This is a genomic window from Paludibacterium denitrificans (assembly GCF_009707705.1).
In the GTDB taxonomy this organism is placed as follows: Bacteria; Pseudomonadota; Gammaproteobacteria; order Burkholderiales; family Chromobacteriaceae; genus Paludibacterium_A; species Paludibacterium_A denitrificans.
Genome location: NZ_WLYX01000001.1, coordinates 310528 through 332620, shown reverse-complemented (window position 1 = coordinate 332620; position 22093 = coordinate 310528). Strand labels below are relative to the sequence as shown.

General features: G+C 58.6%; 23 protein-coding genes and 7 pseudogenes. 10 read left to right on the top strand and 20 right to left on the bottom strand.

Going from position 1 to position 22093, the window contains the following annotated elements:
- Window positions 1-11: 11 nt before the first annotated feature.
- From murB to GKE73_RS02255, 6 genes and pseudogenes are all read right to left on the bottom strand, one after another.
- Window positions 12-984 (bottom strand): annotated as a pseudogene (gene murB / locus GKE73_RS02270) (UDP-N-acetylmuramate dehydrogenase).
- Between the two features lie 50 nt (window positions 985-1034).
- Complete coding sequence (locus GKE73_RS02265) at window positions 1035-1988, bottom strand: MATE family efflux transporter (RefSeq protein ID WP_376767257.1); 954 nt, start codon at window positions 1986-1988, stop codon at window positions 1035-1037.
- A gap of 133 nt (window positions 1989-2121) precedes the next feature.
- Window positions 2122-2328 (bottom strand): MATE family efflux transporter, encoded by a 207-nt coding sequence (locus tag GKE73_RS25300; RefSeq protein WP_376767256.1) that lies wholly within the window; start codon window positions 2326-2328, stop codon window positions 2122-2124.
- Complete coding sequence (locus tag GKE73_RS25295; RefSeq protein WP_376767255.1) at window positions 2306-2443, bottom strand: hypothetical protein; 138 nt, start codon at window positions 2441-2443, stop codon at window positions 2306-2308. Before GKE73_RS25295 ends, GKE73_RS25300 begins: the two co-directional genes overlap by 23 nt.
- 180 nt (window positions 2444-2623) lie before the next feature.
- Entirely contained in the window at window positions 2624-2878 is a 255-nt protein-coding gene (locus tag GKE73_RS02260) for a hypothetical protein (RefSeq protein WP_230368919.1), read from the bottom strand.
- 52 nt (window positions 2879-2930) lie between these two features.
- Window positions 2931-3164 carry a hypothetical protein gene (locus tag GKE73_RS02255; RefSeq protein ID WP_230368918.1) on the bottom strand — a complete coding sequence of 78 codons (234 nt, stop codon included), beginning with the start codon at window positions 3162-3164 and terminating at the stop codon, window positions 2931-2933.
- Between the two features lie 352 nt (window positions 3165-3516).
- Between GKE73_RS02255 and pcnB the strand changes: the two genes are divergently transcribed.
- From pcnB to panD, 6 genes are read left to right on the top strand one after another with little or no spacing between them, the layout of a single operon-like run.
- Window positions 3517-4881 (top strand): polynucleotide adenylyltransferase PcnB, encoded by a 1365-nt coding sequence (gene pcnB / locus GKE73_RS02250; RefSeq protein ID WP_230368917.1) that lies wholly within the window; start codon window positions 3517-3519, stop codon window positions 4879-4881.
- On the top strand, window positions 4878-5381 hold the full coding sequence (gene folK / locus GKE73_RS02245) for a 2-amino-4-hydroxy-6-hydroxymethyldihydropteridine diphosphokinase (RefSeq protein ID WP_230368916.1): 504 nt from the start codon (window positions 4878-4880) through the stop codon (window positions 5379-5381). The genes pcnB and folK overlap by 4 nt, the downstream gene beginning before the upstream one ends.
- Window positions 5382-5428: 47 nt before the next feature.
- Complete coding sequence (locus GKE73_RS02240; RefSeq protein ID WP_230368915.1) at window positions 5429-6064, top strand: deoxynucleoside kinase; 636 nt, start codon at window positions 5429-5431, stop codon at window positions 6062-6064.
- 57 nt (window positions 6065-6121) lie between these two features.
- The gene (panB, locus tag GKE73_RS02235) at window positions 6122-6913 is read left to right on the top strand and encodes a 3-methyl-2-oxobutanoate hydroxymethyltransferase (protein WP_230368914.1); all 792 of its coding nucleotides are present in this window, start codon (window positions 6122-6124) and stop codon (window positions 6911-6913) included.
- An 18-nt stretch (window positions 6914-6931) separates the two neighbouring features.
- Entirely contained in the window at window positions 6932-7762 is an 831-nt protein-coding gene (gene panC, locus GKE73_RS02230) for a pantoate--beta-alanine ligase (protein ID WP_230368913.1), read from the top strand.
- 27 nt (window positions 7763-7789) lie between these two features.
- Complete coding sequence (gene panD, locus GKE73_RS02225) at window positions 7790-8176, top strand: aspartate 1-decarboxylase (RefSeq protein ID WP_230368912.1); 387 nt, start codon at window positions 7790-7792, stop codon at window positions 8174-8176.
- A 62-nt stretch (window positions 8177-8238) separates the two neighbouring features.
- Here the strand turns inward: panD and rraA are convergent, their stop codons facing one another.
- The 3 genes and pseudogenes from rraA to GKE73_RS25290 form a co-directional block, all read right to left on the bottom strand.
- The gene (rraA, locus tag GKE73_RS02220) at window positions 8239-8718 is read right to left on the bottom strand and encodes a ribonuclease E activity regulator RraA (protein ID WP_230368911.1); all 480 of its coding nucleotides are present in this window, start codon (window positions 8716-8718) and stop codon (window positions 8239-8241) included.
- Window positions 8719-8757: 39 nt separating this feature from the next.
- Complete coding sequence (locus GKE73_RS02215; protein WP_230368910.1) at window positions 8758-9123, bottom strand: type 1 glutamine amidotransferase family protein; 366 nt, start codon at window positions 9121-9123, stop codon at window positions 8758-8760.
- A 38-nt stretch (window positions 9124-9161) separates the two neighbouring features.
- Window positions 9162-9236, bottom strand: a pseudogene (locus GKE73_RS25290) (hypothetical protein); the annotation flags it as partial.
- A gap of 155 nt (window positions 9237-9391) precedes the next feature.
- Here GKE73_RS25290 and GKE73_RS02210 point away from each other — a divergent pair.
- Window positions 9392-9589 (top strand): hypothetical protein, encoded by a 198-nt coding sequence (locus tag GKE73_RS02210; RefSeq protein ID WP_230368909.1) that lies wholly within the window; start codon window positions 9392-9394, stop codon window positions 9587-9589.
- Window positions 9590-9617: 28 nt separating this feature from the next.
- On the opposite strand, the pseudogene GKE73_RS25285 reads toward GKE73_RS02210, so the two are convergent.
- From GKE73_RS25285 to GKE73_RS02180, 7 genes and pseudogenes are all read right to left on the bottom strand, one after another.
- Window positions 9618-11065: pseudogene (locus GKE73_RS25285) on the bottom strand (DegQ family serine endoprotease).
- Between the two features lie 118 nt (window positions 11066-11183).
- Window positions 11184-11819 carry an endonuclease III gene (nth, locus tag GKE73_RS02200; RefSeq protein ID WP_230368908.1) on the bottom strand — a complete coding sequence of 212 codons (636 nt, stop codon included), beginning with the start codon at window positions 11817-11819 and terminating at the stop codon, window positions 11184-11186.
- A 44-nt stretch (window positions 11820-11863) separates the two neighbouring features.
- Window positions 11864-12370 carry an RnfABCDGE type electron transport complex subunit B gene (locus GKE73_RS22200; protein WP_312854533.1) on the bottom strand — a complete coding sequence of 169 codons (507 nt, stop codon included), beginning with the start codon at window positions 12368-12370 and terminating at the stop codon, window positions 11864-11866.
- A 101-nt stretch (window positions 12371-12471) separates the two neighbouring features.
- Window positions 12472-12627: pseudogene (locus GKE73_RS22195) on the bottom strand (RnfABCDGE type electron transport complex subunit B); the annotation flags it as partial.
- A 327-nt stretch (window positions 12628-12954) separates the two neighbouring features.
- Window positions 12955-14917 (bottom strand): annotated as a pseudogene (acs, locus tag GKE73_RS02190) (acetate--CoA ligase).
- Between the two features lie 68 nt (window positions 14918-14985).
- Window positions 14986-16660, bottom strand: a pseudogene (locus GKE73_RS02185) (cation acetate symporter).
- On the bottom strand, window positions 16657-16968 hold the full coding sequence (locus GKE73_RS02180) for a DUF485 domain-containing protein (RefSeq protein WP_230368907.1): 312 nt from the start codon (window positions 16966-16968) through the stop codon (window positions 16657-16659). The pseudogene GKE73_RS02185 and the gene GKE73_RS02180 overlap by 4 nt, the downstream one beginning before the upstream one ends.
- Window positions 16969-17305: 337 nt before the next feature.
- Between GKE73_RS02180 and GKE73_RS02175 the strand changes: the two genes are divergently transcribed.
- From GKE73_RS02175 to GKE73_RS02165, 3 genes are read left to right on the top strand one after another with little or no spacing between them, the layout of a single operon-like run.
- Window positions 17306-18283, top strand: a complete 978-nt coding sequence (locus tag GKE73_RS02175; RefSeq protein WP_230368906.1) for a LysR family transcriptional regulator — start codon at window positions 17306-17308, stop codon at window positions 18281-18283.
- A gap of 58 nt (window positions 18284-18341) precedes the next feature.
- Complete coding sequence (locus GKE73_RS02170; RefSeq protein WP_230368905.1) at window positions 18342-18809, top strand: hypothetical protein; 468 nt, start codon at window positions 18342-18344, stop codon at window positions 18807-18809.
- Between the two features lie 46 nt (window positions 18810-18855).
- A complete protein-coding gene (locus GKE73_RS02165) occupies window positions 18856-20316 on the top strand; it encodes a protein adenylyltransferase SelO (protein ID WP_230368904.1) in 1461 nt (486 codons plus the stop codon).
- A gap of 60 nt (window positions 20317-20376) precedes the next feature.
- Here the strand turns inward: GKE73_RS02165 and GKE73_RS02160 are convergent, their stop codons facing one another.
- The 4 genes and pseudogenes from GKE73_RS02160 to GKE73_RS02150 form a co-directional block, all read right to left on the bottom strand.
- Entirely contained in the window at window positions 20377-20691 is a 315-nt protein-coding gene (locus GKE73_RS02160; RefSeq protein WP_230371381.1) for an L-lactate permease, read from the bottom strand.
- Window positions 20676-20885 (bottom strand): hypothetical protein, encoded by a 210-nt coding sequence (locus GKE73_RS02155; RefSeq protein WP_230371545.1) that lies wholly within the window; start codon window positions 20883-20885, stop codon window positions 20676-20678. Before GKE73_RS02155 ends, GKE73_RS02160 begins: the two co-directional genes overlap by 16 nt.
- 20 nt (window positions 20886-20905) lie before the next feature.
- On the bottom strand, window positions 20906-21217 hold the full coding sequence (locus GKE73_RS22190; protein WP_280954701.1) for an L-lactate permease: 312 nt from the start codon (window positions 21215-21217) through the stop codon (window positions 20906-20908).
- A pseudogene (locus GKE73_RS02150) lies at window positions 21109-22053 on the bottom strand (L-lactate permease). Before GKE73_RS02150 ends, GKE73_RS22190 begins: the two are co-directional and overlap by 109 nt.
- Between the last annotated feature and the right edge of the window lie 40 nt (window positions 22054-22093).

The following is a 22093-nucleotide window of genomic DNA, read 5'->3' as shown; positions in this document are numbered from 1 at the left end:
GTTGCCTGCCCTTACAGCACGACCGGTTCCGGCTCGAGCCGAACCTGATAACGTTCCCATACCGCCTGACGAATATCGTTGGCCAGTTGCCATATTTGCTCGCCACTGGCCGCGCCATAATTGACCAGCACCAGCGCCTGACGCGTGTGGACACCGGCGTCGCCATGCCGGTAGCCCTTGAAGCCAGCCTGATCGATCAGCCAGCTAAGCCGCCAGTTTCACCTGACCCGGGCCAGCCGGGTAATGCGGCAGTGCCGGATAGCGTGCAATCAGTGTTTCGGCCAACCCTGCCGACACCACCGGGTTTTTGAAGAAGCTGTAAGCGTTGCCCAGCTCGGCCGGGTTGGGAAGCTTGGTCGAGCGGATGTGGATGATGGCGCGGCTCACATCCTGCGCGGTGGGTTGGCTGACTCCCATGCTCTCCAGCTGTTGGCGGATATCGCCATAATCCATGTGCAAACTGGCACGGCGCGCCAGCCGGAAACGTACAGCCAGAACCAGCCATCGCCCGGCTTCGGCGTGTTTGAACAGGCTGTCACGATAGCCAAAACGGCAATCGGCATTACTCAATACCACGATTTCGCCACCGCGTTGCAGATCGGCGCACACCACTTCATGGATGGCGTCTTTCACTTCCACGCCGTAAGCGCCGATGTTTTGTACCGGGCTGGCTCCCACGGTGCCGGGAATCAGACTGAGGTTTTCCAGCCCATACCAGCCCTGTTGCAAGCTATGGCAGACGAAATCGTGCCAGATTTCGCCTGCGGCGGCTTCGACGATGACGTGATCGGCATCGGCCTCCAGTTGGCGAATTCCCTTGTTGTCGAGTTTCACCACCAGCCCGTCAAAATCACGGGTAAACAGCACATTGCTGCCACCACCCAGCCACAAGACCGGCCCGTTCTGGTATTCGGCCAACTTGAGTAGCTCGGGCAGCTGTTCGGCAGCGGTCAGGTGGCAAAAATGACGGGCGCGCACCGCCATGCCAAAGGTGTTGAAGGGCTTGAGGGAAATGTCGTGCTGAATAACAAGGCTCACGTGGCTTGTCCTTGATCGAGTTGACGGTGCAGGCGGCGTCGGCTTTCAAACGCCAGATAGCTGACCAGCAGCAGTGCGGCGACGGTCAGGCTGATATCCAGTGCAAACCAGAAGCCGACAATACCCATGGCTTGATGCGTCAGCCAGTTGGTCAGCCCCAGCGTGATGCCTAGCCCAAGGCCCAACCCCCAGAACGAAGTGATGTGGATCAGCATGGGCACCGTAGTCAGCTTGTAGCCCCGCAAGGCGCCGGAGGCAATGCTCTGGGCCGCATCGGTCAGTTGGTAAATGGCAGCAAACAGCAATAGGGTGGCTCCCAGCGTGGCAACACGAGGGTCGGGGCTATACATCTGCATGATGGTATGGCGCCCGAACAGCACCACCAGCATGACGACTGCCGCCAGACACACCCCGGTGAGCAAGCCAACGCCAGAGACAAAGCGTGCCCCGCGATAATTGCCCGCCCCCAGATTCTGCCCGACGCGGATGCTCAAGGCGGTGGAAAGACTCTGCGGCAACATGTAAAGAATACTGGAAAAATTCAGCACAGCCTGATGGCTGGCAACCACGACCGTACCGAGCTGCGCCACCAGCAAGGCAATAAAAGTGAACAGGCTGACTTCGACAAAAAACGACAAGCCGATCGGCAAGCCCAGTTGCAAGAACGTGAGATAGCGCTGCCAGTGCGGCGGGCTGAAACGTTCGGTTAGCCGATAGTCACGAAAATGCCGGTGCCAGCACAGGTAAGCAAACAGCGCCAGACAATTGAACCAGAACACCACCCCGGTCGCCCAGCCACAGCTAGCACCACCCAGCCGGGGCAAGCCAAACAGGCCATGGATCAGCAGGTAATTAAGTGGAATGTTGAGCGCCAGTGCAATCAGGCTGACCACCATGATCGGCTTGGGACGATTAAGGCTGGAGGCGTAGGCGTGCAGAGCGCGGTGCATCATGGCCGCTTAAGCATGCCGACAGCGGTGCCGCTGATAAACAGCATCGCCTTGTCCTCCACCTCGGCGGGCAAGTCCAGCCATGCACGTAGCAAGGGCTGGCACAGCAGCATGAGGGCGGCACCGGCCAGCCCTAGGAACAGCCCAAACCAGATGCCCGGCGCGCGGTTTCGCCAATAGCAGCGCGCTCCCCCGAGCCTAACTGGTGCGAGAGAATCGGATTGAGGGCCGTGACGATGCCGAGCAAAGTCACGTACACCGTCAGAAACACGCTGGCGCCCAGCGATACCGCTGCCAGATCGTCGGTGCTGACCCGGCTAAGCCATGACGGTATCGACAAAGCTGGTGGCCACTTGGGCGATCTGTGCCACCATCATGGGCAACGCGAGGGCGGTAATACGCCGCACTTCGGCCAGAATGTCGCGACGGGAGGCGTGGTTCAGTTCAAAGAACATGCATTCCTGCGAAATCTAAAGCGGAAAACCGGCGATTATACGGGGCTGGCGCAGAGGCTGTCTTGACCGTGTGGCGTGGCAGGCAGGTTGGCGTTTTCGGCCAACCTTGCTCAGGTGTGGTAAGCTTAGTCGAACTGGGCAGGCGGGTCGCGCCGCAGGTCACAGCTGATGATCAGCTGCTTAGCCAAAACGGTTGTTGACCATCAGTGCATCGGCCAGATTGATGTCACAAATAATCAGATCGTGGCCATGGCGTTGCGTCAGGTAGCCTTGCTGGCTGGCAAACAAGGCCAGATCGGACAAGGGCAGGGTGTCATCGGGCTGGAGCGGCGAGGCAGTCAGGCTGCCGCAAAGAGGTCTGGAGCTTCCCACGGTATCAAATTCGGCAAATGAAAAATCGGTATAGGAGTCGTCCCGGCAGTCGTACATGGTCATGTCCTTAGCGGGCGCTAGTGCGTGCCCGGCTACTGACGCCAGGGGCGACGCTTTAGCAGGATTTATTGGAGGCGCCCTGCAAGTTGTCGATTAACTCGGCGCCCTGATACATCCGGCATGGCCGGACGGTATAGCGTGTGTCGATCATGAAGACGGTGCGGAAGTGCCGGTATGAGCCACAGCACAAAACAAAAAACCCGCTCGCAAAGCGTTGGCGGGTTTTACCGTCGCGCGCTTTAGCTGGTATTTGTAGTGCGCCCAGCAAGCTGTCTTCAAATCGGCGCATGAGGTCAGACTATGCCTCTGGTTTTGCACTGTCAAGCCGCTTGGCGTGCTGTGTCATGCGGGTAATTGGTCTCATGCTTCGAAGGTGTGATATTGCGTGGCGCAACGATGCGGGGTGGCCGGGCATCAATTAGCTGTTATGAGGCAGCTTGGGTGTTGGTAGATAAACAGAAAATCCTACTGACAACAGGAGTGCTGCCCCGTGTGAGCACGGAGAGAAACCATGCTCTGGCGCTGTCACCCGGCCATGCGCCGGGCGCTGGTGTATTTTCATGACGGATTCAGGCTATAATCTTGCCCTTGAATTCCAACTCTTGCGAATCCTCTTCACATTCCAAGACCCATTCCCCCAAATGATCCGCAAGCTTATCCGTAAAGTACTGGAGTTGCCATCCGGCATGGCCAAACGTCGCAACAAGCCACACGTGCTGCCGCTGGCTCAGCATGGCATTCACCGAGATCAGCTCAGCCATGCCGCGCTGAAAGTCACCTCCAAATTACAGGAAGCCGGTTTTGCCGCCTTTGTTGTCGGCGGCGCAGTGCGCGACCTGTTGATTGGTGCTGTCCCCAAAGATTTTGACGTGGCCACCAATGCCACGCCGGAACAGGTGCATCATCTGTTTCGGCGTTCGCGCATCATCGGTAAGCGTTTTCGTATCGTGCATGTGATGGTCGGGCCGGAAACCATCGAAGTCACCACCTTCCGTGGTGGTGGTATCGACGACTTCAACGAAACCGGTCGCATCATGGCGGACAATACCTTTGGCAGTCAGGAAGAGGACGCGCACCGTCGCGATTTCACTGTCAACGCGCTGTTTTATGACCCGCATAGCGAAACCATCATCGATTATCACCAAGGGGTGAAAGACCTGCATGCCCGCCGTCTGGTGATGATCGGCCAGGCTACCCGGCGCTATCAGGAAGACCCGGTGCGCATGTTGCGTGCCGTGCGTTTGGCTGCCAAGCTGGGTTTCGAGATTGACGAAGATACCCGCAAGCCGATTCGCTCCCACGCACATTTGCTGAAGAAGGAACCGCCTGCGCGCTTGTTTGACGAAATGCTCAAGTTGCTGATGTCCGGCCACGCCTATGCCTGCCTGAAGAAGTTGCGGGATGAAGGCTTGTCGCGCGGCGTGTTTCCGCTGCTGGACGCCGTCATGGATGAAGGTGGCGAAGACACCTTCCTGCAACTGGCGCTGGAAAGCACCGACTCCCGCATCCATGCCGAGAAACCGGTGTCGGTCGGCTTCTTGCTGGCCACCTTGCTGTGGCGTCAGGTACACCGTCACTGGCAGCAACATCTGGCGGAAGGCGAAAAGCCGGTACATGCGCTGTTGCTGGCGATTGCCGATGTCGAATCGGAGCAGGACAACGATTTCGCCATTCCGCGTCGTTTCAGTACTACCATGCGCGAAATCTGGACGTTGCAGGCGCGCTTTGATAGCCGTACCGGTCAGCGCCCATACCGTTTCCTCGAACAGCCGCGTTTCCGGGCTGCGTTCGACTTTTTTGCCCTGCGTGCCGAAGTGGGTGAAGTACCGACTACGCTGGTGCAATGGTGGGACGATTTCCAGCATGGCGAACATGATGAGCGCGAAGCGCTGATTGCCGCCGCACGGCAGGACGGCACTGGCGAGGCAGAGGCGGTGAAGAAGCGTCGCCGCCGTCGCTCTCCGCGTCGCCGGGCACCCGCTGATTCCGCCGGAGAGAGCCAGTGACCCGAGCTTACGTCGCTTTGGGTAGCAATCTCGAGCGGCCATCGGAACAGATCAGGGCCGCATTTGCGGCCCCGGCCGCTCTGGATGGCACGCGTGTGGTACGGCAGTCATCACTGTATAAAACCACCCCTGTCGGTTATCTTGATCAGCCGGACTTCATCAATGCGGTGGCTGAACTCGATACCAGCCTGACGCCGTTGGCGTTATTGCAAGCCTTGATGCAGATCGAAACCGGCTTTGGCCGTGTGCGGACTTTTCGTAATGCGCCGCGCGTGCTGGACCTGGATGTCTTGCATGTGGACGGGTGCCAGATGCAAACCGAAACGCTGACGCTGCCACACCCGCGTCTGCATGAACGGGCCTTTGTGTTGGTGCCGTTGGCCGAAATCGCCCCGGAGCTGTTGGTGGCGGGCGATATACCAGTGCGCGAGGCAGTAAAACGGCTGGATGTCAGCGGTGTGATGCGCCTGCCGGATGGGGATGATCGCCACGCCATGTAGTCGCGCTGTGGTGTCGACTTGGCGGATAGTTGAATAAGGAGAATGGCATGAGTCAGTTGCGTTATGTCGTGGTAGAAGGTCCGATCGGGGCAGGTAAATCATCGCTGGCACGTCGTCTGTCCGAATATTGGGGCATACGCTTGCTGCCGGAAGATCCCGGCGCCAATCCTTTTCTGCCGCGCTTTTATCGCAACTTGCAGGCCCATGGCACGGCCACACAGCTGTCTTTCCTGTTGCAGCGTGCAGAAATGGCGCGTCAGATGGTGGATGGCGATCTGCTCGCTGCGCCGCTGGTTTCCGATTTCCTGTTTGAGAAAGATGCCTTGTTTGCCAAGGTCAATCTGGATGAGCAGGAGCACACCCTGTATAGCCAGCTGGCAGCCAAGCTGATGCCGGAGTATCCGGTGCCGGATCTGGTGATTTATTTGCAGGCGTCGGATGACATTCTGCTTAACCGGGTGGCCGCCCGTGGCGAGGAGTACGAACTGGATTTCCCCGAGGGGTATCTGAAGCGTGTGCATGCCGCGTACAGCGAGTTCTTCCATCAGTACGAGGCCGCCCCGTTGTTGATCGTGAATACTGATCACCTCAACCTGGTTGATGGTAACGGAGATTTCGAGCTATTGTTGCGCTGCATTAGTGACATGCGTGGTCAACGCAGTTACTTCAACAAGAGTGTCTGAAGCGTTTGCACGCTGACAGACCCCCGGATTTTCCCGAACGCAACGAGGAATACAGGTATGAAAATTACCGTCAACACCTTGCAGAAGCTGGCTCATGAAGGCCAGAAAATTGTCATGCTGACCTGTTATGACGCAAGCTTTGCCTCCTTACTTGATCAGGCGGGGGTAGAGATTCTGCTGGTGGGAGATTCGCTGGGCATGGTGATCCAGAACCGGGATTCGACCTTGCCGGTGAGCATGGAAGAGATGATCTACCACACCCGTTGTGTGGCGGCTGGCGCAGGGAATGCGCTGGTACTGAGCGATATGCCGTTTGGTAGCTATCAGGAAAGCCCGCAGCAGGCGTTTGCCAATGCGGCCCGGCTGATGCAGGCTGGCGCCCACATGGTCAAGCTGGAAGGTGGCGCTTTCATGGCGGAAACCACGCGTTTCCTGGTGGAACGCGGCATTCCGGTATGTTCGCACATCGGGCTCACCCCGCAGTTCGTCAATGCGTTTGGCGGCTATCGGGTGCAGGGCAAGACCGACGATGCTGCCGCTCGCCTGCTGGATGATGCCAGACAGTTGGCCGAAGCCGGTGCCAGCCTGGTGCTGATGGAGTGTGTCCCGGCCGAATTGGCGGGCCGCATCAGCCGTAGCCTTGCCGTCCCGACCATCGGTATTGGCGCAGGCGCCGACGTGGGTGGGCAGGTGCTGGTGATGCACGACCTGCTGGGGGTATACCCGGGCAAGAAAGCCCGGTTCGTCAAGAATTTCATGAATGAGGCAGGCAGCATCCGTGGTGCTGTGGAAGCCTATGTCAATGCGGTGAAAGCCCGGGCTTTCCCGTCGGAAGAACATTCCTTCTGAGACCAGGGAGCGTTGTAGATGGAAATTATCCGTACCGTGGAGGACATGCGTGCCTGGCGGCGTGCGGTAAGCAAGGTCGCTTTGGTGCCGACGATGGGCAACCTTCACGAGGGGCACTTGGCGCTGGTAGCTGCGGCTCACCAGCAGGCTGACAAGGTGGTGGTCAGTATTTTTGTCAACCGCTTGCAGTTTGGCCAAGGTGAAGACTTTGATGCGTATCCACGTACTTTTGAAGCCGACTGTGAAAAACTGCGGGCGGTAAGCGTGGATGCACTGTTTTTCCCGACCGAAGCCGAGCTTTATCCGCGCGTGAAGCAGGACTTCAATGTCGAGCCACCGCATATCCAGAACGAATTGTGTGGCATGTTCCGCCCCGGCCATTTCCGTGGCGTTGCCACCGTGGTGTGCAAGCTGTTCAACATCGTACAGCCGGATGCTGCCTGTTTCGGCAAGAAGGATTATCAGCAACTGCATATCATCAAGGCGATGGTGGAAGACCTGAACTTGCCGGTAAAAGTGGTGCCGGTTGACATTGGCCGGGCGGAAGACGGCCTGGCGCTGTCATCGCGTAACGGCTATCTGACCGCCGAAGAACGCGCGGCCGCACCGCGCTTGTATCGTAACCTGACGGTGATGCGTGACAGCCTGCTGGCTGGCAATAATGACTACGCTGCACTGGAAGCGGCGGCACGTGCGGATCTGGAGCAGGCTGGACTGTCGATTATGTGGAAATCCGCCAGGGCGGACACGCTGGAAATTGCCCATGCTGGCGAAAAGCATCTGATCATTCTGGCCGCGGCACGTCTGGGCAAGCCGCGTCTGATCGATAACATCGAAGTCAATCGCTGATTGGCCTCAGGTAAGAAGGCGATAACTATGCAGCGTACCATGCTGAAATCCAAGCTCCACCGGGTAACGGCCACGCACTCGGAGTTGCACTACATCGGCTCGTGCGCCATTGATGAAAACCTGCTGGAAGCAGCAGACATTCTGGAACACGAAGAAATCCAGATCTGGAATGTCACCAATGGCGAGCGTTTTGCCACCTATGCCATCAAGGCGGAACGTGGCTCTGGCACTATCTCGGTTAACGGCTCGGCGGCACGCCGCGCAGCGGTGGGCGATTTATTGATTATTGCCGCCTTCGGCTTGTTTGATGATGCCGAGCTGAAACAGCAGGCGCATCACCCGCGTTTGGTGTTTGTGGATGAGCGCAATCAGATTACCGAAGTGAAGGGCGCAACGCCTACGCAAGCGGCCTGATTGCTGCGACGACAAGAAAAAAGGCGATGAAGTTCATCGCCTTTTTTCTTGTCTTGTCCCGATTACAGCAAAGCGGTAGCGGAAACAATGACGCCGTCTTCATCGGCGTACAGCCATTGCCCCGGGGTAAAGGTAACGCCACCAAATGTCACGGGCAGATCGCGTTGCCCTTCACCGCGTTTCACGGATTTTTTCGGGTTACTACCCAGCGCGCGGATGCCGATCGGCAGGGTATTGAGGGCAACCGAGTCACGAATGTAGCCATACACCACGATACCGGCCCAGCCGTTTTTTACCGCCAGTTCACCAATCTGGTCGCCCACCAGCGCGCAGCGTTTGGAGCCGCCACCATCCACCACCAGTACCTTGCCCTGACCCGGTTCGGCCAACGTTTCGCGTACCAGCGTGTTGTCTTCAAACAGTTTGAGGGTGACGATCTGGCCGCTAAAGCGCGGATGGCTGCCGTACAGCTGGAACATCGGTTCTACTACGTCCACCTTGCCTTCATTGGCATCGTAGAGGTCGGTGGTCAAGAAAGTCATTGTGTTTCCTTTGGCGTTGTTCAAGAGGGAAATCGTGGGTCAGTGTGCCAGACCCTGTATCCAGCGGCCGTACACATGGTCAGCCACGCGGTTGATGGCGGCGACGCGTGACGTATGCCGGTGGAGCAGTTGTTCACGGTTCTGTACGCTTGGCAGGTGCTGCCAGCGGGTCAGTTCTTCCTGCTGTTCGCTCCACTGTTGCACCATGGCTTCGGTCATTTCCAGATGAAACTGCATACCAAGGTGTTTGCCACTGGCAAAAGCCTGATTGTGGCAGTGCTCATTGGATAGCAGGCGCACGGCGCGTTCCGGAATGCTGAAATTCTCGCTGTGCCAGTGCATGAACTCGACGCCGAGAGTATCGCCAAACCACTCCTGGCTGGCTTGCGTGTGGGTCGGATGCACCGGATGCCAGCCGATTTCGCAATCAGCTGGTTGGCGGAGATATGGGCACCCATGGCCTTGGCCAGTAGCTGTGCGCCGAGGCAGTGGCCCAGCACAGGAGTATCCAGTTCCATGGCTTCCTCGGATCAGTCGGATCTCGTGGTGCAGCCGGGGCAGGTCGTCATTGACACTCATTGGCCCGCCCATGAAGACCCGGTAAAGCGTAGTCACGGCTGGTGGCTGGAAGCGGTTCGTTCAGGAAGCTGCAATAGATGCGTACCGGCAACTGATGCTGGCGGGCGAACTGCAGGAAGTATCCCGGGCCTTCGCCGGGGTGATGCTGAAAAATGGCTATCGGTTTCATGAAACATCTCCTGCAACGGCCTGTTCTTGCCGCAAAGCGGGCAGGCCGTTGATGGCCGGGCATGAAAAAACGGCAGATTCGGATGAATACAACGTCTGTTCTCCGATTTCTGCCGCTCTGTAATTTCCCCTTGTAGCGCCGTTACGTTGGCTCAATCCATGCGTAATGGGACGAACAACGTGTTGTCTTGCCGCCGTACCAGCAGCGCGATGCTGCCTTTGGCGGTGAGCAGGGCTTTTTCAAAGCCTAGGCAATGCTGGTGATTTCCGTCTGGTTGAGTCCCAGAATCACATCGCCGTGCATCAGCCCGGAGCGAGCAGCGATGCCGCTGGCTTTCTGTACCAGCAGGCCACCGCGTATGCCCAGCTCGGTTTTCTGGTTGGCCGAAAGTTCGGTTACGGTCAGGCCGAGTTTGCCAAACTGATAGTTTTGCGGCATCGCTTCTTGTTGCTGGTTGGCTGCCGGTGTCGGGTCCTGTGCCAACTCGCCCAGTGTGGCCTGAACCGTGCGTTGCTGTCCCTTGCGCCATACGGTCAGCTTGATTTTGGCGCCGGGCTGCATCGAGCCAACCATCATCGGCAGGTCTTTCGAACTTTCGATGTTGTGGTCGTCCAGACGCAGGATGATGTCGCCAGTTTGCAGACCAGCCTTGCTAGCCGGGCCGTTCGGGTCGACACGCACTACCAGCGCGCCACTTGGGCGGGGGAGGCCAAACGATTGGGCCAGTTCCTCGGCTGACTTCCTGAATGTTGATGCCCAACTGGCCGCGGCTGACTTTACCCTTGGCCTTGATCTGGTTGGCAACATTGATGGCGATGTCGATCGGGATGGCAAACGAGATGCCCATGAAGCCGCCGGATCGGCTGTAAATCTGCGAGTTGATGCCCACCACCTCGCCGCGCAGGTTGAACAGCGGCCCGCCGGAGTTGCCCGGGTTGATCGCGACGTCCGTCTGGATGAACGGTACGTAATTTTCGTCCGGCAGGCTGCGCCCTTTGGCGGAAACGATGCCGGAGGTGACGCTGTTCTCGAAGCCGAACGGTGCGCCAATTGCGGCGACCCATTCACCTACCTTGAGTTGCGACGGGTTGCCGACTTTGACCACCGGCAGGTCACTGGCGTTGACTTTGAGCAGGGCGACGTCGGTGCGTTTGTCCATCCCCACCAGCTTGGCCTTCATTTCGCGCTTGTCGGTCAGCATGACCCGGATCTGGCTGCTTAAGCAACCACGTGCGCATTGGTGAGAATGTAGCCGTCCCGGCTGATGATGAAACCGGAGCCAAACGATACGCTTTCCGACGGTGTCGGATCTTGCTGTTGAGGCTGGTTGGGGATGAAGCGTTTGAAAAAGTCGTAAAACGGGTCATCTTCCGGAATCGGAAAGGGTAGCTCGTTTTGCTGCGAAGCCGCTTCGGCCTTGTTGGCCTGAATGTTGACCACGGTTGGGCCATCCCGTTCGACCAGCTGGGTAAAGTCGGGAAGCAGCATGGCAACCCGGCCGTCCGATTGGGCGGGAATCGCCACTTGCGTTTCCGGGCCGTTACCTTTGAAGAAGCGTTCGATCTTGTCGCAACCGGTCATTAACGACGCGATCAGCATGGCGTAAGCAAGGGTGCGAAGATACGGTTTCACAGACTATCCTTTCACTAGGGAGGCTCACCGGAAATTGGGGCGGTGGTTCCGGTTTTCCAGTGGCGTCTCGGCCACTTGTTGCTGATTATGATACCGTTTTTGCCGGGTATTCGCAGAGGTCAGCAATAATACAGCGCTGGCAATCCGGTTTACGCGCCTTGCAAGTATAGCGTCCGTGCAAAATCAGCCAGTGATGCGCATCGACGCGGAACTCGGCGGGCACGTATTTCATCAGTTTGTCTTCCACTTCCCGGACATCCTTGCCCGGTGCCAGACGCGTGCGGTTGGCGACGCGGAAAATGTGGGTGTCGACGGCAATGGTAGGTTGGCCGAACGCGGTATTAAGCACTACATTGGCCGTCTTGCGCCCCACGCCGGGCAGGCTTTCCAACGCCTCGCGCGATTGCGGCACTTCTCCGCCAAATTTTTCCAGCAAAAGATGACAGGTGGCGATGACATTTTTGGCCTTGGTCCGGTAAAGGCCAATGGTCTTGATGTAGTCGGCCAGCTGTTCTTCACCCAGCGCCAGCATGGCCGCTGGCGTGTTGGCCACCGGGTACAGCAGGCGCGTGGCCTTGTTGACGCTGACATCGGTGGCTTGAGCGGACAGCAGCACGGCGATCAACAATTCGAACGGCGTGCGGTAGAGGAGTTCCGTGGTGGGCTGTGGGTTGGCAGCTCGTAACCGGGTGAAAATTTCAAGGCGCTTGGCGGCGTTCATGGCTCTCTGTGTACGAGACCAAGCCGGGGTTCCGGCTGGCCTGCTCAATTTTTATCGTCGGAGGGGTGGGTCTGGTCACGGGCAGCGCGCTGGGCGGCGGCCCGTTCCATGGCGGCCTGAATGATGGCGCGTTTGGCCTCGTCCAGTGTGTTGGCCGGGGCAGCAGGCTTGGGCGCGGTTGGCTGCTGGGCGGCGGCTCGCGCCATGGCGGCCTGGATCAATGCCGCCTTGTCGCTGGTAGGTGTTGCTGCGGCAGCAGACTGGGTAGCGGTGTTGGCCGAACGTTCGGCCAACCTTTGTGCCTTTTCCTGCTTGTCACGTTCCAGACGGAACTGGTGAAAACGGTAGCGTTCACGGGCGTGGTGGGCCACTTGTCGCGCTTGCTCAGGCGGCGTGACGGCGGCTGGCTGCATGCTGATGCAGTCTACCGGGCAGGGCGGCAGGCAGAGTTCACAGCCCGTGCATTCGTCACTGATGACGGTATGCATCTGTTTTGAGGCGCCGATGATGGCGTCCACCGGGCAGGCCCGGATGCACAGGGTGCAACCGATACAGCTGTTTTCGTCGATGACTGCGACGGCTTTGGGCTTGGGTTGTGGGAAGCAGGGTCAAACGGCTGGAAGGGTTTGCCCAGCAGTTGTGCCAATTGGCGGATGCCGTCTTCGCCGCCGGGTGGGCAACGATTGATGTCGTCGTCCCCGGCTGCCAGCGCTTCGGCATACGGACGGCAGCCGGAGTGGCCACATTGGCCGCATTGGGTTTGGGGCAGAATATCGTCAATTTTTTCTATCAGCTGTACGTCAATCATTGACGATCCTTACAGTGTGCAGATTGGCCGGGCAGTAGTGCCGAAGCCGGAAAATTATCCGGATTTCAGCGCCGTCATTCAACCGGGAAGCAGATGGCGGAGCGGTATCTTAGGCCAGCAACCGTACCTTGGATAGGCGCTAGAGTGCTTATTCAGTGGGATTATCTTAATCGGCGGCACATAAATCGGCGGGGTGCTGGTAGCTGAGTGACAAAGGTTGGCCGAAAGTTGTGGCCGGGATCCGGGATAGCAGGGCAGGGGGCACGAAAAAAAAGGCCCGGCAAGCCGGGCCCGAATTCCAGTCAGTGTGCTCCTCCTACAACTTCTTTACAGGGCTTGTTGGAGCTGCCCCAGAATCTGCGGGTTTTCCAGTGTGGAAACGTCTTGGGTGATTTCCTCGCCCTTGGCGATCGAGCGCAGCAGACGGCGCATGATCTTGCCGGAACGGGTCTTCGGCAGGTTTTCACCAAAACGGATGTCGTCCGGCTGGGCGATCTTGCCGATCTCATGAGCGACCCAGTTCTTCAGCTCGGCCGCCACTTTCTTGGCTTCATCGCCTTCCGGCCGGTCGCCCTTCAGGACCACGAAGGCCACGACGGCTTCACCCTTCACTTCGTGCGGCTTGCCGACCACGGCGGCTTCGGCCACCAGCGGGTTGGCGACCAGCGCCGATTCGATCTCCATGGTGCCCAGACGGTGGCCAGACACGTTCAGCACGTCATCGATACGACCCATGATCCAGAAGTAACCGTTTTCGTCACGGTTGGCCGAATCGCCCGCCGGTAGTACTGGCCGTTGAATTCGTCCGGGAAGTAGGTCTTCTTGAAACGTTCCGGATCGTTCCAGATGGTGCGTACCAGCGACGGGAACGGTTTCTTGATCACTAGGAAACCACCGCTGCCCGGTTCCACCTGTGCACCGGATTCGTCGACGATGTCGGCCATGATGCCCGGCAGCGGCAGGGTGCAAGAACCCGGCTTGGTCGGTACGGCGCCCGGCAGCGGGGCGATCATGGCGGAGCCGGTTTCGGTTTGCCACCGGTATCTACGATCGGGCAACGACCACCACCGACCACTTCGTAGTACCACATCCAGGCTTCCGGGTTGATCGGTTCGCCCACGGTGCCCAAGAGGCGCAGGCTGGACAGGTCGAACTGCTTGGGCAGATCGGAACCCAGTTTGATCAGCGAGCGGATGGCGGTCGGCGCGGTGTAGAAAATGGTCACTTTGTGCTGCTCGATCATGCGCCAGAAGCGGGTCGCATCCGGGTAGGTCGGCACACCCTCGAAGATTACCTGCGTAGCGCCCATGCCCAGCGGGCCGTAGCAGATGTAAGAGTGACCGGTAATCCAGCCCACATCGGCCGTGCACCAGTACACGTCATTCGGTTTGTAGTCGAAAGCCCAGCGGAAGCTGTTGAGCGCGCCCAAGAGATAGCTCACGGAGCTGTGCTGGATGCCTTTCGGTTTACCGGTGGAGCCGGAGGTATAGAGGATGAACAGCGGATCTTCCGCGTTGACCCATTCCGGTTCGCATTGTTCGGATTGGCCTTCGATCAGTTTGTGCCACCACACGTCGCGGCCTTCGGTCCGGGCGGCCCCGCCATTGGTGCGCTGGTAAACCACCACGTGTTCGATCGAAGCAGTGCCTTCCAGTGTCAGTGCTTCGTCCACGGTGGCCTTGAGTGCAACGGTCTTGCCGCCACGCAGGCCTTCGTTGGCGGTAATCACCACCTTGGCTCCGGCATCTTCGATACGGTCTTTTACCGCACCGGCCGAGAAGCCACCAAATACCACGGAGTGGATGGCGCCGATACGGGCGCAAGCCTGCATGGCCACGATGGCTTCAATCACCATCGGCATGTAGATCACCACGCGGTCGCCCTTGGTGACGCCCGGGCTCTTGAGGCCATTGGCGAACTGGCACACGCGGCGATGCAGTTCGGAGTAGGTGACGCGGGTGACTTCACCGTCGTCAGCTTCGAAAATGATGGCAATCTTGTTGGCATTAACCGGCAGGTGGCGGTCAATGCAGTTGTAGGAAACGTTCAGTACACCATCATCAAACCACTTGAAGAACGGTGCGTTGCTATCGTCCAGCACGCGGGAGAACGGTTTTTTCCGGGTAATCAGCTCACGTCCCAAATCACCCCAGAAGGACAGGTATTGATCGTCTGCCTGTTCGCACAGGGCGTTGTAGGCATCCATGCCGGAAACAGCGGCCTTGTGGCGGAAATCGTCGGACGGCGGAAAGCTGCGGGTTTCCTTCAGGATCGATTCGATGGTGGACATAAACATCTCCTTTGTTATCACTGTGCTGCCGGGACCGCACCGGGTGCGGCCCCGAGGGATAGTACGATTTAGTGCTTGGAGGCACCGGTTGCGCCGATACCAGTCATGGCACGGACAAACTGGGCTTCAAATTTGGCTTTTTCTTCAGCCGCCTGCTTGGAGGTATCCAGTACCGAGAACAACCAGGTGAACACGAAAGCCAGCGGCATGGAGAAGATCGCCGGGTTCTTGTAAGGAATCAGCGCTTCCTTGTGGTGCAGTACATCCACCCAGACGGTCGGGCCGAGTACGATCAGGGTCACGGCCGAGATCAGACCGATGAAACCGCCGATTACGGCACCGCGGGTGGTGAGGCCTTTCCAGAACATGGAGAGGAACAGCACCGGGAAGTTGGCCGAAGCCGCGATCGAGAAGGCCAGACCCACCATGAAGGCAATGTTCTGATTCTCGAACAGGATGCCCAGCAGGATGGCGACCACACCCAGTACCAGCGTGGTGATCTTGGATACGCGGATTTCGTCAGCTTCGTTGGCTTTACCCTTCTTGATGACCGAAGCGTACAGGTCATGCGACACCGCGGAAGCACCGGACAGCGCCAAGCCAGACACAACCGCCGGGATGGTGGCGAAAGCAACGGCAGAGATGAAACCCGGGAACAGGTTGCCACCTACCGCATCGGCCAGATGGATGGCCGCCATGTTGTTGCCGCCTACCAGTTGGGTCACGGTCTTGCCGTTCTTGACCACCGTTTCCATCATCCCCGGCTGGTTCAGTACCAGCATGATGGCGCCAAAGCCGATGATGAAGGTCAGGATGTAGAAGTAACCGATGAAGCCCGTTGCGTAGAACACCGATTTGCGAGCTTCTTTGGCGTTGGACACGGTGAAGAAGCGCATCAGGATGTGCGGCAAGCCAGCGGTACCAAACATCAGGGCCAGACCGAGCGAGATCGAGTCAATCGGATCCGCCTTGCCCGGTGCCATGATGGCCACGCCTTTGGCATGAGCGGCGACCGCTTTTTCGAACATGATTTCCGGGCTGAAGCCAGCGTTGGCCATGACCATGACAGCCATGAAGGTTGCACCAGCCAGCAGCAACACCGCCTTGATGATCTGTACCCGGTGGTGGCCAGCATGCCGCCGAACATCACGTACAGCACCATCAGCACGCCTACCATCAGCACGGCGGAGGTATAGTTCATGCCGAACAGCAGCTGGATCAGCTTGCCAGCACCCACCATCTGTGCGATCAGGTACAGGGCCACGACCACCAGCGTACCGGTTGCGGCAAAGCTGCGAACCGGGGTTTGCTGCAGGCGATAGGAGGCAACGTCGGCAAAGGTGAATTTGCCCGGTTACGCAAGCGTTCGGCCACCAGGAACAGAATGACCGGCCAGCCAACCGGGAAGCCGATCGAGTAGATCAGGCCATCGTAGCCTTTTTCGAATACCATGGCGGAGATACCCAGAAACGACGCGGCAGACATGTAGTCACCGGCAATCGCCATGCCGTTCTGGAAACCGGTAATGCCGCCACCGGCAGCGTAGAAGTCGCTGGCCGACCGGGTGCGTCGAGCCGCCCAGTAGGTCACCCCCGTGGTAAAGGCGACGAACACGAAGAACATGATGATGGCGTGCCAGTTGGTGGGTTGGCGTTTTACCTCACCACTGATGCCTTCACCGGCCATCGCCAGCGCCAGCAGGCTTAGTGCGGCGGCGCTCAGTTTTGTAAACTGTTGTTTCATTGCTTGGCCTCCTCGACAATCTCTTGGTTGAGTTGGTCAAATTCGCTGTTGGCTTTGCGGACATAAATGCCGGTCAGCGCAAAAGCTGAAATGATGATGGCGATCCCGACCGGAATCCCCAGCGTCATGACACCGTTTGGCGACAGCGGTTTACCCAGTGTGGCGGGAGAAAAGGCCAGCAGCAGGATGAAACCGTAGTAGATGGCCAGCATCAAGATGGAGAGCGTCCAACCCAGGCTTGTCTTCTTGTGAACAAGCTCCATGAACTTAGGGTTGGACTGTACTTTTCTGAGTACGTCCTCGTTCATTGCATCCTCCTTTGGAAGTCACGATCTTGTGATCGTTGGAAGAAACATACGGGACAGAACAAATGTCACGCTAATCGCATTTTTTGATTGGCAGAATTTGCCTGACGGATGCTGCGTTGCAAAAACTAAATATATTCAATAACTTAAAATAGTATTTTTGCTCTGCTATGGCTAAAAAAATAGCCGAAATTTGACGCTAAAATTGCAGAAAAAGGCTTGTGACGACGTGCATAATGCCGTGAGAATAGGTGTCGTCGCTGGCGGTTTTCGGGCTGGCTGACGCTGGAGGGACAGCATCCCGGCTCTCACATAACAACAGATGACATTAGGGAAGAGCATGGAAATCTATCAGTTGCGTACCTTTGTCACGGTGGCTCAGCAAGGGCACCTGACGCAGGCCGCCGAGCTGCTACATTTGTCTCAGCCTGCCGTGACGGCGCAGATCAAGGCGCTGGAAGAAGAAGTGGGCATGCCGTTGTTTGAACGCACCACCGGCGGCGTGCGCCTGACCCGGGCCGGACAGGAGTTATTGCCGCAAGCGCATGCCATTCTCGCGGCCGCGCGCGACATTCTTAACCATGCCAGAAACCTCAAGGGGCAACTGGCGGGCAAGGTGGAAGTGGGCATTTCGCTGACGCCGGATATCCTGAAAATGGGGCCGTGGGTGGCGCGGCTGACCGAAAAGTACCCGCTGATGGACTTGCGCCTGCGTCATGGCGTGACCGGGGATATTCTCAATCTGGTGCGCAAGAAAGAGCTGGATGCCGGTTTCTATCTGGGCAAGAACCCTTACGTCAATGTGCATACGGTCAAGTTGACGGATTTGCCGTTATGCGTGGTGCTGCCCAACGGTTGGGCCGAACGGATTGACCTGAAAAACCCGAAAGAGCTGGGCAAGTTGCCGTGGATTGGCGTGTCGCAATTTTCCAGTTTGTCGAAAATCACCGCCGAGCTGTGGCGTGAACTGAATATTTCGCCGAAAAAATCCACCGAATGTGATCATCTGGATGCCATGATGGAACTGGTGGTGCACGGCGTGGGCATGGCGCTGGTGCGGGAAGATGATGCGCAAGCCTTTGCCGCCGCCGGGAAGCTGACAGTGGTGCCGGGCGTGCGCAAGCTGGCGGCGCTGCAGTTTGCCTTTCCGGCCGACCGGGTGGGCGACCCGATTCTGGAAGCGCTGCTGCAAGAGCTGGTTGCCGTCTGGCAGCTGGATGCGGCGGTGATGAAGGAGAGTGTGCTTAAGCCGAGTAGGCGGCAGGGACTGCCCATTGTGGGCTTAGCCTGCTGGTCAGCCGTGAGTATCCGGTGTTAGACATAAGCTCGGGGCGGTGTCGCGGGATGCTGCCGTTGTTTCGACTTTTTGCTGGAGCGTGCATGCCATACCGATGGTTTTCCGAGGCACTCAGTCGTTATCTGGGCGTGGTGGAGCAGGGACAGAACCGCTTGCTGGATGCACAGCAAGACGCCTGTCGCATGTGGTTTGCCGCCCGGACGCCTTTCCCTTGCCGGACAGCGAGATGCAGCAGCGGGTGGAGGGCAGTTTGCTGGCCAGTGCGTCGCTATGGCAGGCGCAGGCGGATACGCAGCGTGACCTGTTGCTGACCAGCGAGAAATGGCTGGCGGATTATTACCGTGTGCTGTTGGGACGGCTGGCTGAGGCAGGCCACCATCCTTCGATGGACGTGTTGCGTCAGGCCTTGCAGGTGGGCTACCAGTCCGGCAGTGCGTTTAACAAGGTCTCGCGCCGGGTTGGTCATTTTGCCGCCACCAATTTTTCCACCGCACCACTCAATGCCGCGCGCGACATGCGCAAGGTGTGGAAGCAGCAAAAACCCTGATTGTCATCCGGTGTTTATTCCGCCATGCCCCGGCTAGAATCGGGGCATGACTCCGCTATTTTCCGTGCCGTTCGGCCAACGCTTCCAGACGCTTCCTCCTGCTTTTTACCGCCCGGTGGCCCCCACGCCGCTGGCTGATCCGTATCTGGTTGCCATCAATGCGAGCCTCAGCGCCGAATTGGGCATTGATCCGGACTCGCTGCGTCAGCCGTCTGCGGTGGCCGCGCTGTCCGGCAGTGCCGTGCCGCCGATGTTCCGTCCGGTGGCGGCGTTGTACGCCGGACACCAGTTTGGCGGCTATTCCTCGCAACTGGGGGATGGCCGTGCCTTGTTGCTGGGCGATAGTGTGGCGCTGGATGGCCGGGTGATGGAGTGGCAATTGAAGGGCGCCGGTCTGACACCGTTTTCCCGCATGGGCGATGGCCGCGCGGTGCTGCGTTCCAGTATCCGTGAATACTTGTGTTCCGAGGCCATGCACGGCTTGGGGATTCCGACCACGCGCGCGTTGGCGATCATGGGAGCGAATGAGCCGGTGTATCGCGAAACCGTGGAAACCGCGGCGGTGGTGACAAGGTTGGCCGAAAGCTTTGTGCGCTTTGGCAATTTCGAGGTGTTTTACCACCGCGGCCAGCATGATGCCGTGCGCCAGCTGGCCGATTATGTCATCCGCCACCATTACCCGGAGTGTGCCGAAGCGGACAACCCTTATGCCGCGATGTTTGCTCAGGTGGTGGAACGTACAGCCAGCTTGATGGCCGACTGGCAGTCAGTGGGGTTTTGCCATGGCGTGATGAATACCGACAACATGTCCATTCTTGGCCTGACGCTGGACTACGGCCCGTTTGGCTTTATCGACGGTTTTGATCTGGCCCATGTCTGCAATCACTCCGATTACGCTGGCCGTTACGCCTATAACCAGCAGCCGCAGGTGGCGTTCTGGAACCTGCATTGCCTCGCGTCCAGTTTGCTGCCGTTGGTGAGTGAGGAGCGTTTGCTCGAGGTGCTTAACGGTTATGCCGCTCGCTACGAAACGGCGTATCTGACACGCCTGCGCGCCAAGCTGGGGTTGGCCGAAAGTCAGCCCGGGGATGCCGGTTTGATCGAAGACCTGCTGCGCATCATGCACGCGCAGCGCGTGGACTTTACCCTGCTGTTCCGCCGACTGGCAGGCTTTGATCAGGCGGGCCAAGAGCCGGTGCGTGACCTGTTTGTCGAGCGTGAGGCATTTGATGACTGGGCAGAGCGCTATCGTGCCCGCTTGCTGCTTGAATCCCGACCGGCGGCTGAACGCGCGGCGGCCATGAAACGGGTCAATCCGAAATATGTTTTGCGCAATCATCTGGCCGAACTGGCCATCCGTTGCGCACAGGACGACGGCGACTTCAGCGAGATTGAACGGCTGCGCCAGTGTCTGGAGCGGCCCTTTGACGAGCAGCCACATTTCGAGGCGTATGCCGCGTTGCCGCCGGACTGGGCGGGCGACATCTGTGTGAGTTGTTCCAGCTGATGAAGTGAAGCCAAGAAAAAAGCGCCCGTGGGCGCTTTTTTCGTTCAGGGTTGGCCGAAATCAGGGCCACAACACCAGATGGGTAAACGGCGGCAGGTACGCCATGGCGGTGACCACCAGACCCACCAGACACGCCAGTGCCAGCGAGTGGAAGAACACATAGCGCAGGATCACGCCTTCCTTGCCGTAGTACTGGGTCGCGGTGGACGCCACGACGATGGACTGGGCGTCGATCATCTTGCCCATCACGCCACCGGCCGAGTTGGCCGAAGCCATCAGCACCGGCGACAGGCCCAGTTGCTGCGCCGAGGTTTTCTGCAAGCCACCAAACAGCACGTTAGCCGCGGTATCGGAACCGGTCAGCGCCACGCCCAGCCAGCCCAGCAGCGTACCGAAGAACGGATACAGTATGCCGGTGTGCGAGAACGCCGGCCCAGTGTGATATCCACGCCGGAGTAGCGGGTGAGATAACCCAGTGCCAGCATGGCAACAATGGTCAGCAGCGAGTAACGCAGCGACCAGAAAGTCTGCGCATAAACCTTGGCCATTTCCAGCGGGCGATAGCCCATCAGCAGACCGGACAGCAGGCTTAAGCAACCAGAATGCCGGTACCGGTGGTGGACAGCAGGTTGAGCTTGTAAATCGCCGCTTCAACGTGCGGTTTGCTGCTTACCGGCGGCATTTTCTGGATCAGGTTGTGCAGGCCCGGCCATTGAATGTCCATGGTAAAGATGGCATCCAGCGCTTTTTTGACGCTAGGCGAGCCCCGTGCAAACACCATGACCGACAGAATCAGCCACGGTAGCCAGGCACGGATGACTTCGCCCGTGCTGTAGCCATGCTTGCCGCGCTTCTCGGTGGAGCCGCTGGCATTGGCTGCTTCCACTTCCGCACCGCCCATGGTGAAGCGGTAGAGGTGTAGATCTCAGCCGGGTGCCACAGCTTGAGGAACAGCACCAGCGCGGCAATCGAGCAGACCGAAGCAATCACGGCGACCAGTTCCGGCCCCATCAGGTTGGACACCAGCAACTGCGGAATGGCAAATGCCAGACCGGCTACCAGCGCCGCTTACCAGATGCGCAGGGTTTTCTTCCAGCCACAGAACGCAATCAGCAACCAGAACGGCACGATGACGGCAAAAATAGTCATCTCACGGCCTACCATGGACGAGATTTGCATTACGTCCAGACCGGTCACCTTGGCCAGCGTGTTGATCGGCGTGCCAAGCGCGCCATAAGCGACCGGAGCAGTGTTGGCGATCAGCGACAGGCCGGAAGCGGCCAGCGGCGAAAAGCCCAGACCGATCAGCATGGCGCCGGTCACGGCTACCGGCGTACCAAAGCCACCGGCGCCTTCGAAAAACGCGCCAAAGCAGAAGGCGATCAGCAGTAATTGCAGGCGGCGGTCATTCGTGACGCCAGTAATGCTCTCGCGCAGCACCAGAAACTGCCCTTTGCGCTCCGTCAGCTGGTACAGGAAGATCACGTTGAGAATGATCCAGCCGATCGGCATCAGACCGTTGGCAGCGCCCATCAGCGTGGCATTCAGCGCCAGCTGGGTAGGCATGCCGAAAATGCCAATGGCCACCAGCAGCGAGGCCACCAGTCCCATGCCAGCGGCGATGTGGGCCTTGATGTGGAAGATGCCGAGAGCCCCCAGTAGCACGATGACGGGGATAGCGGCGCAGGCGGTGGACAGCCACGGGTTGCCCAGTGGGTCATAAATGTGGGACCACATGTGAGATTCTCTCCTGTTGTTATCACGAGGCACCTGATCT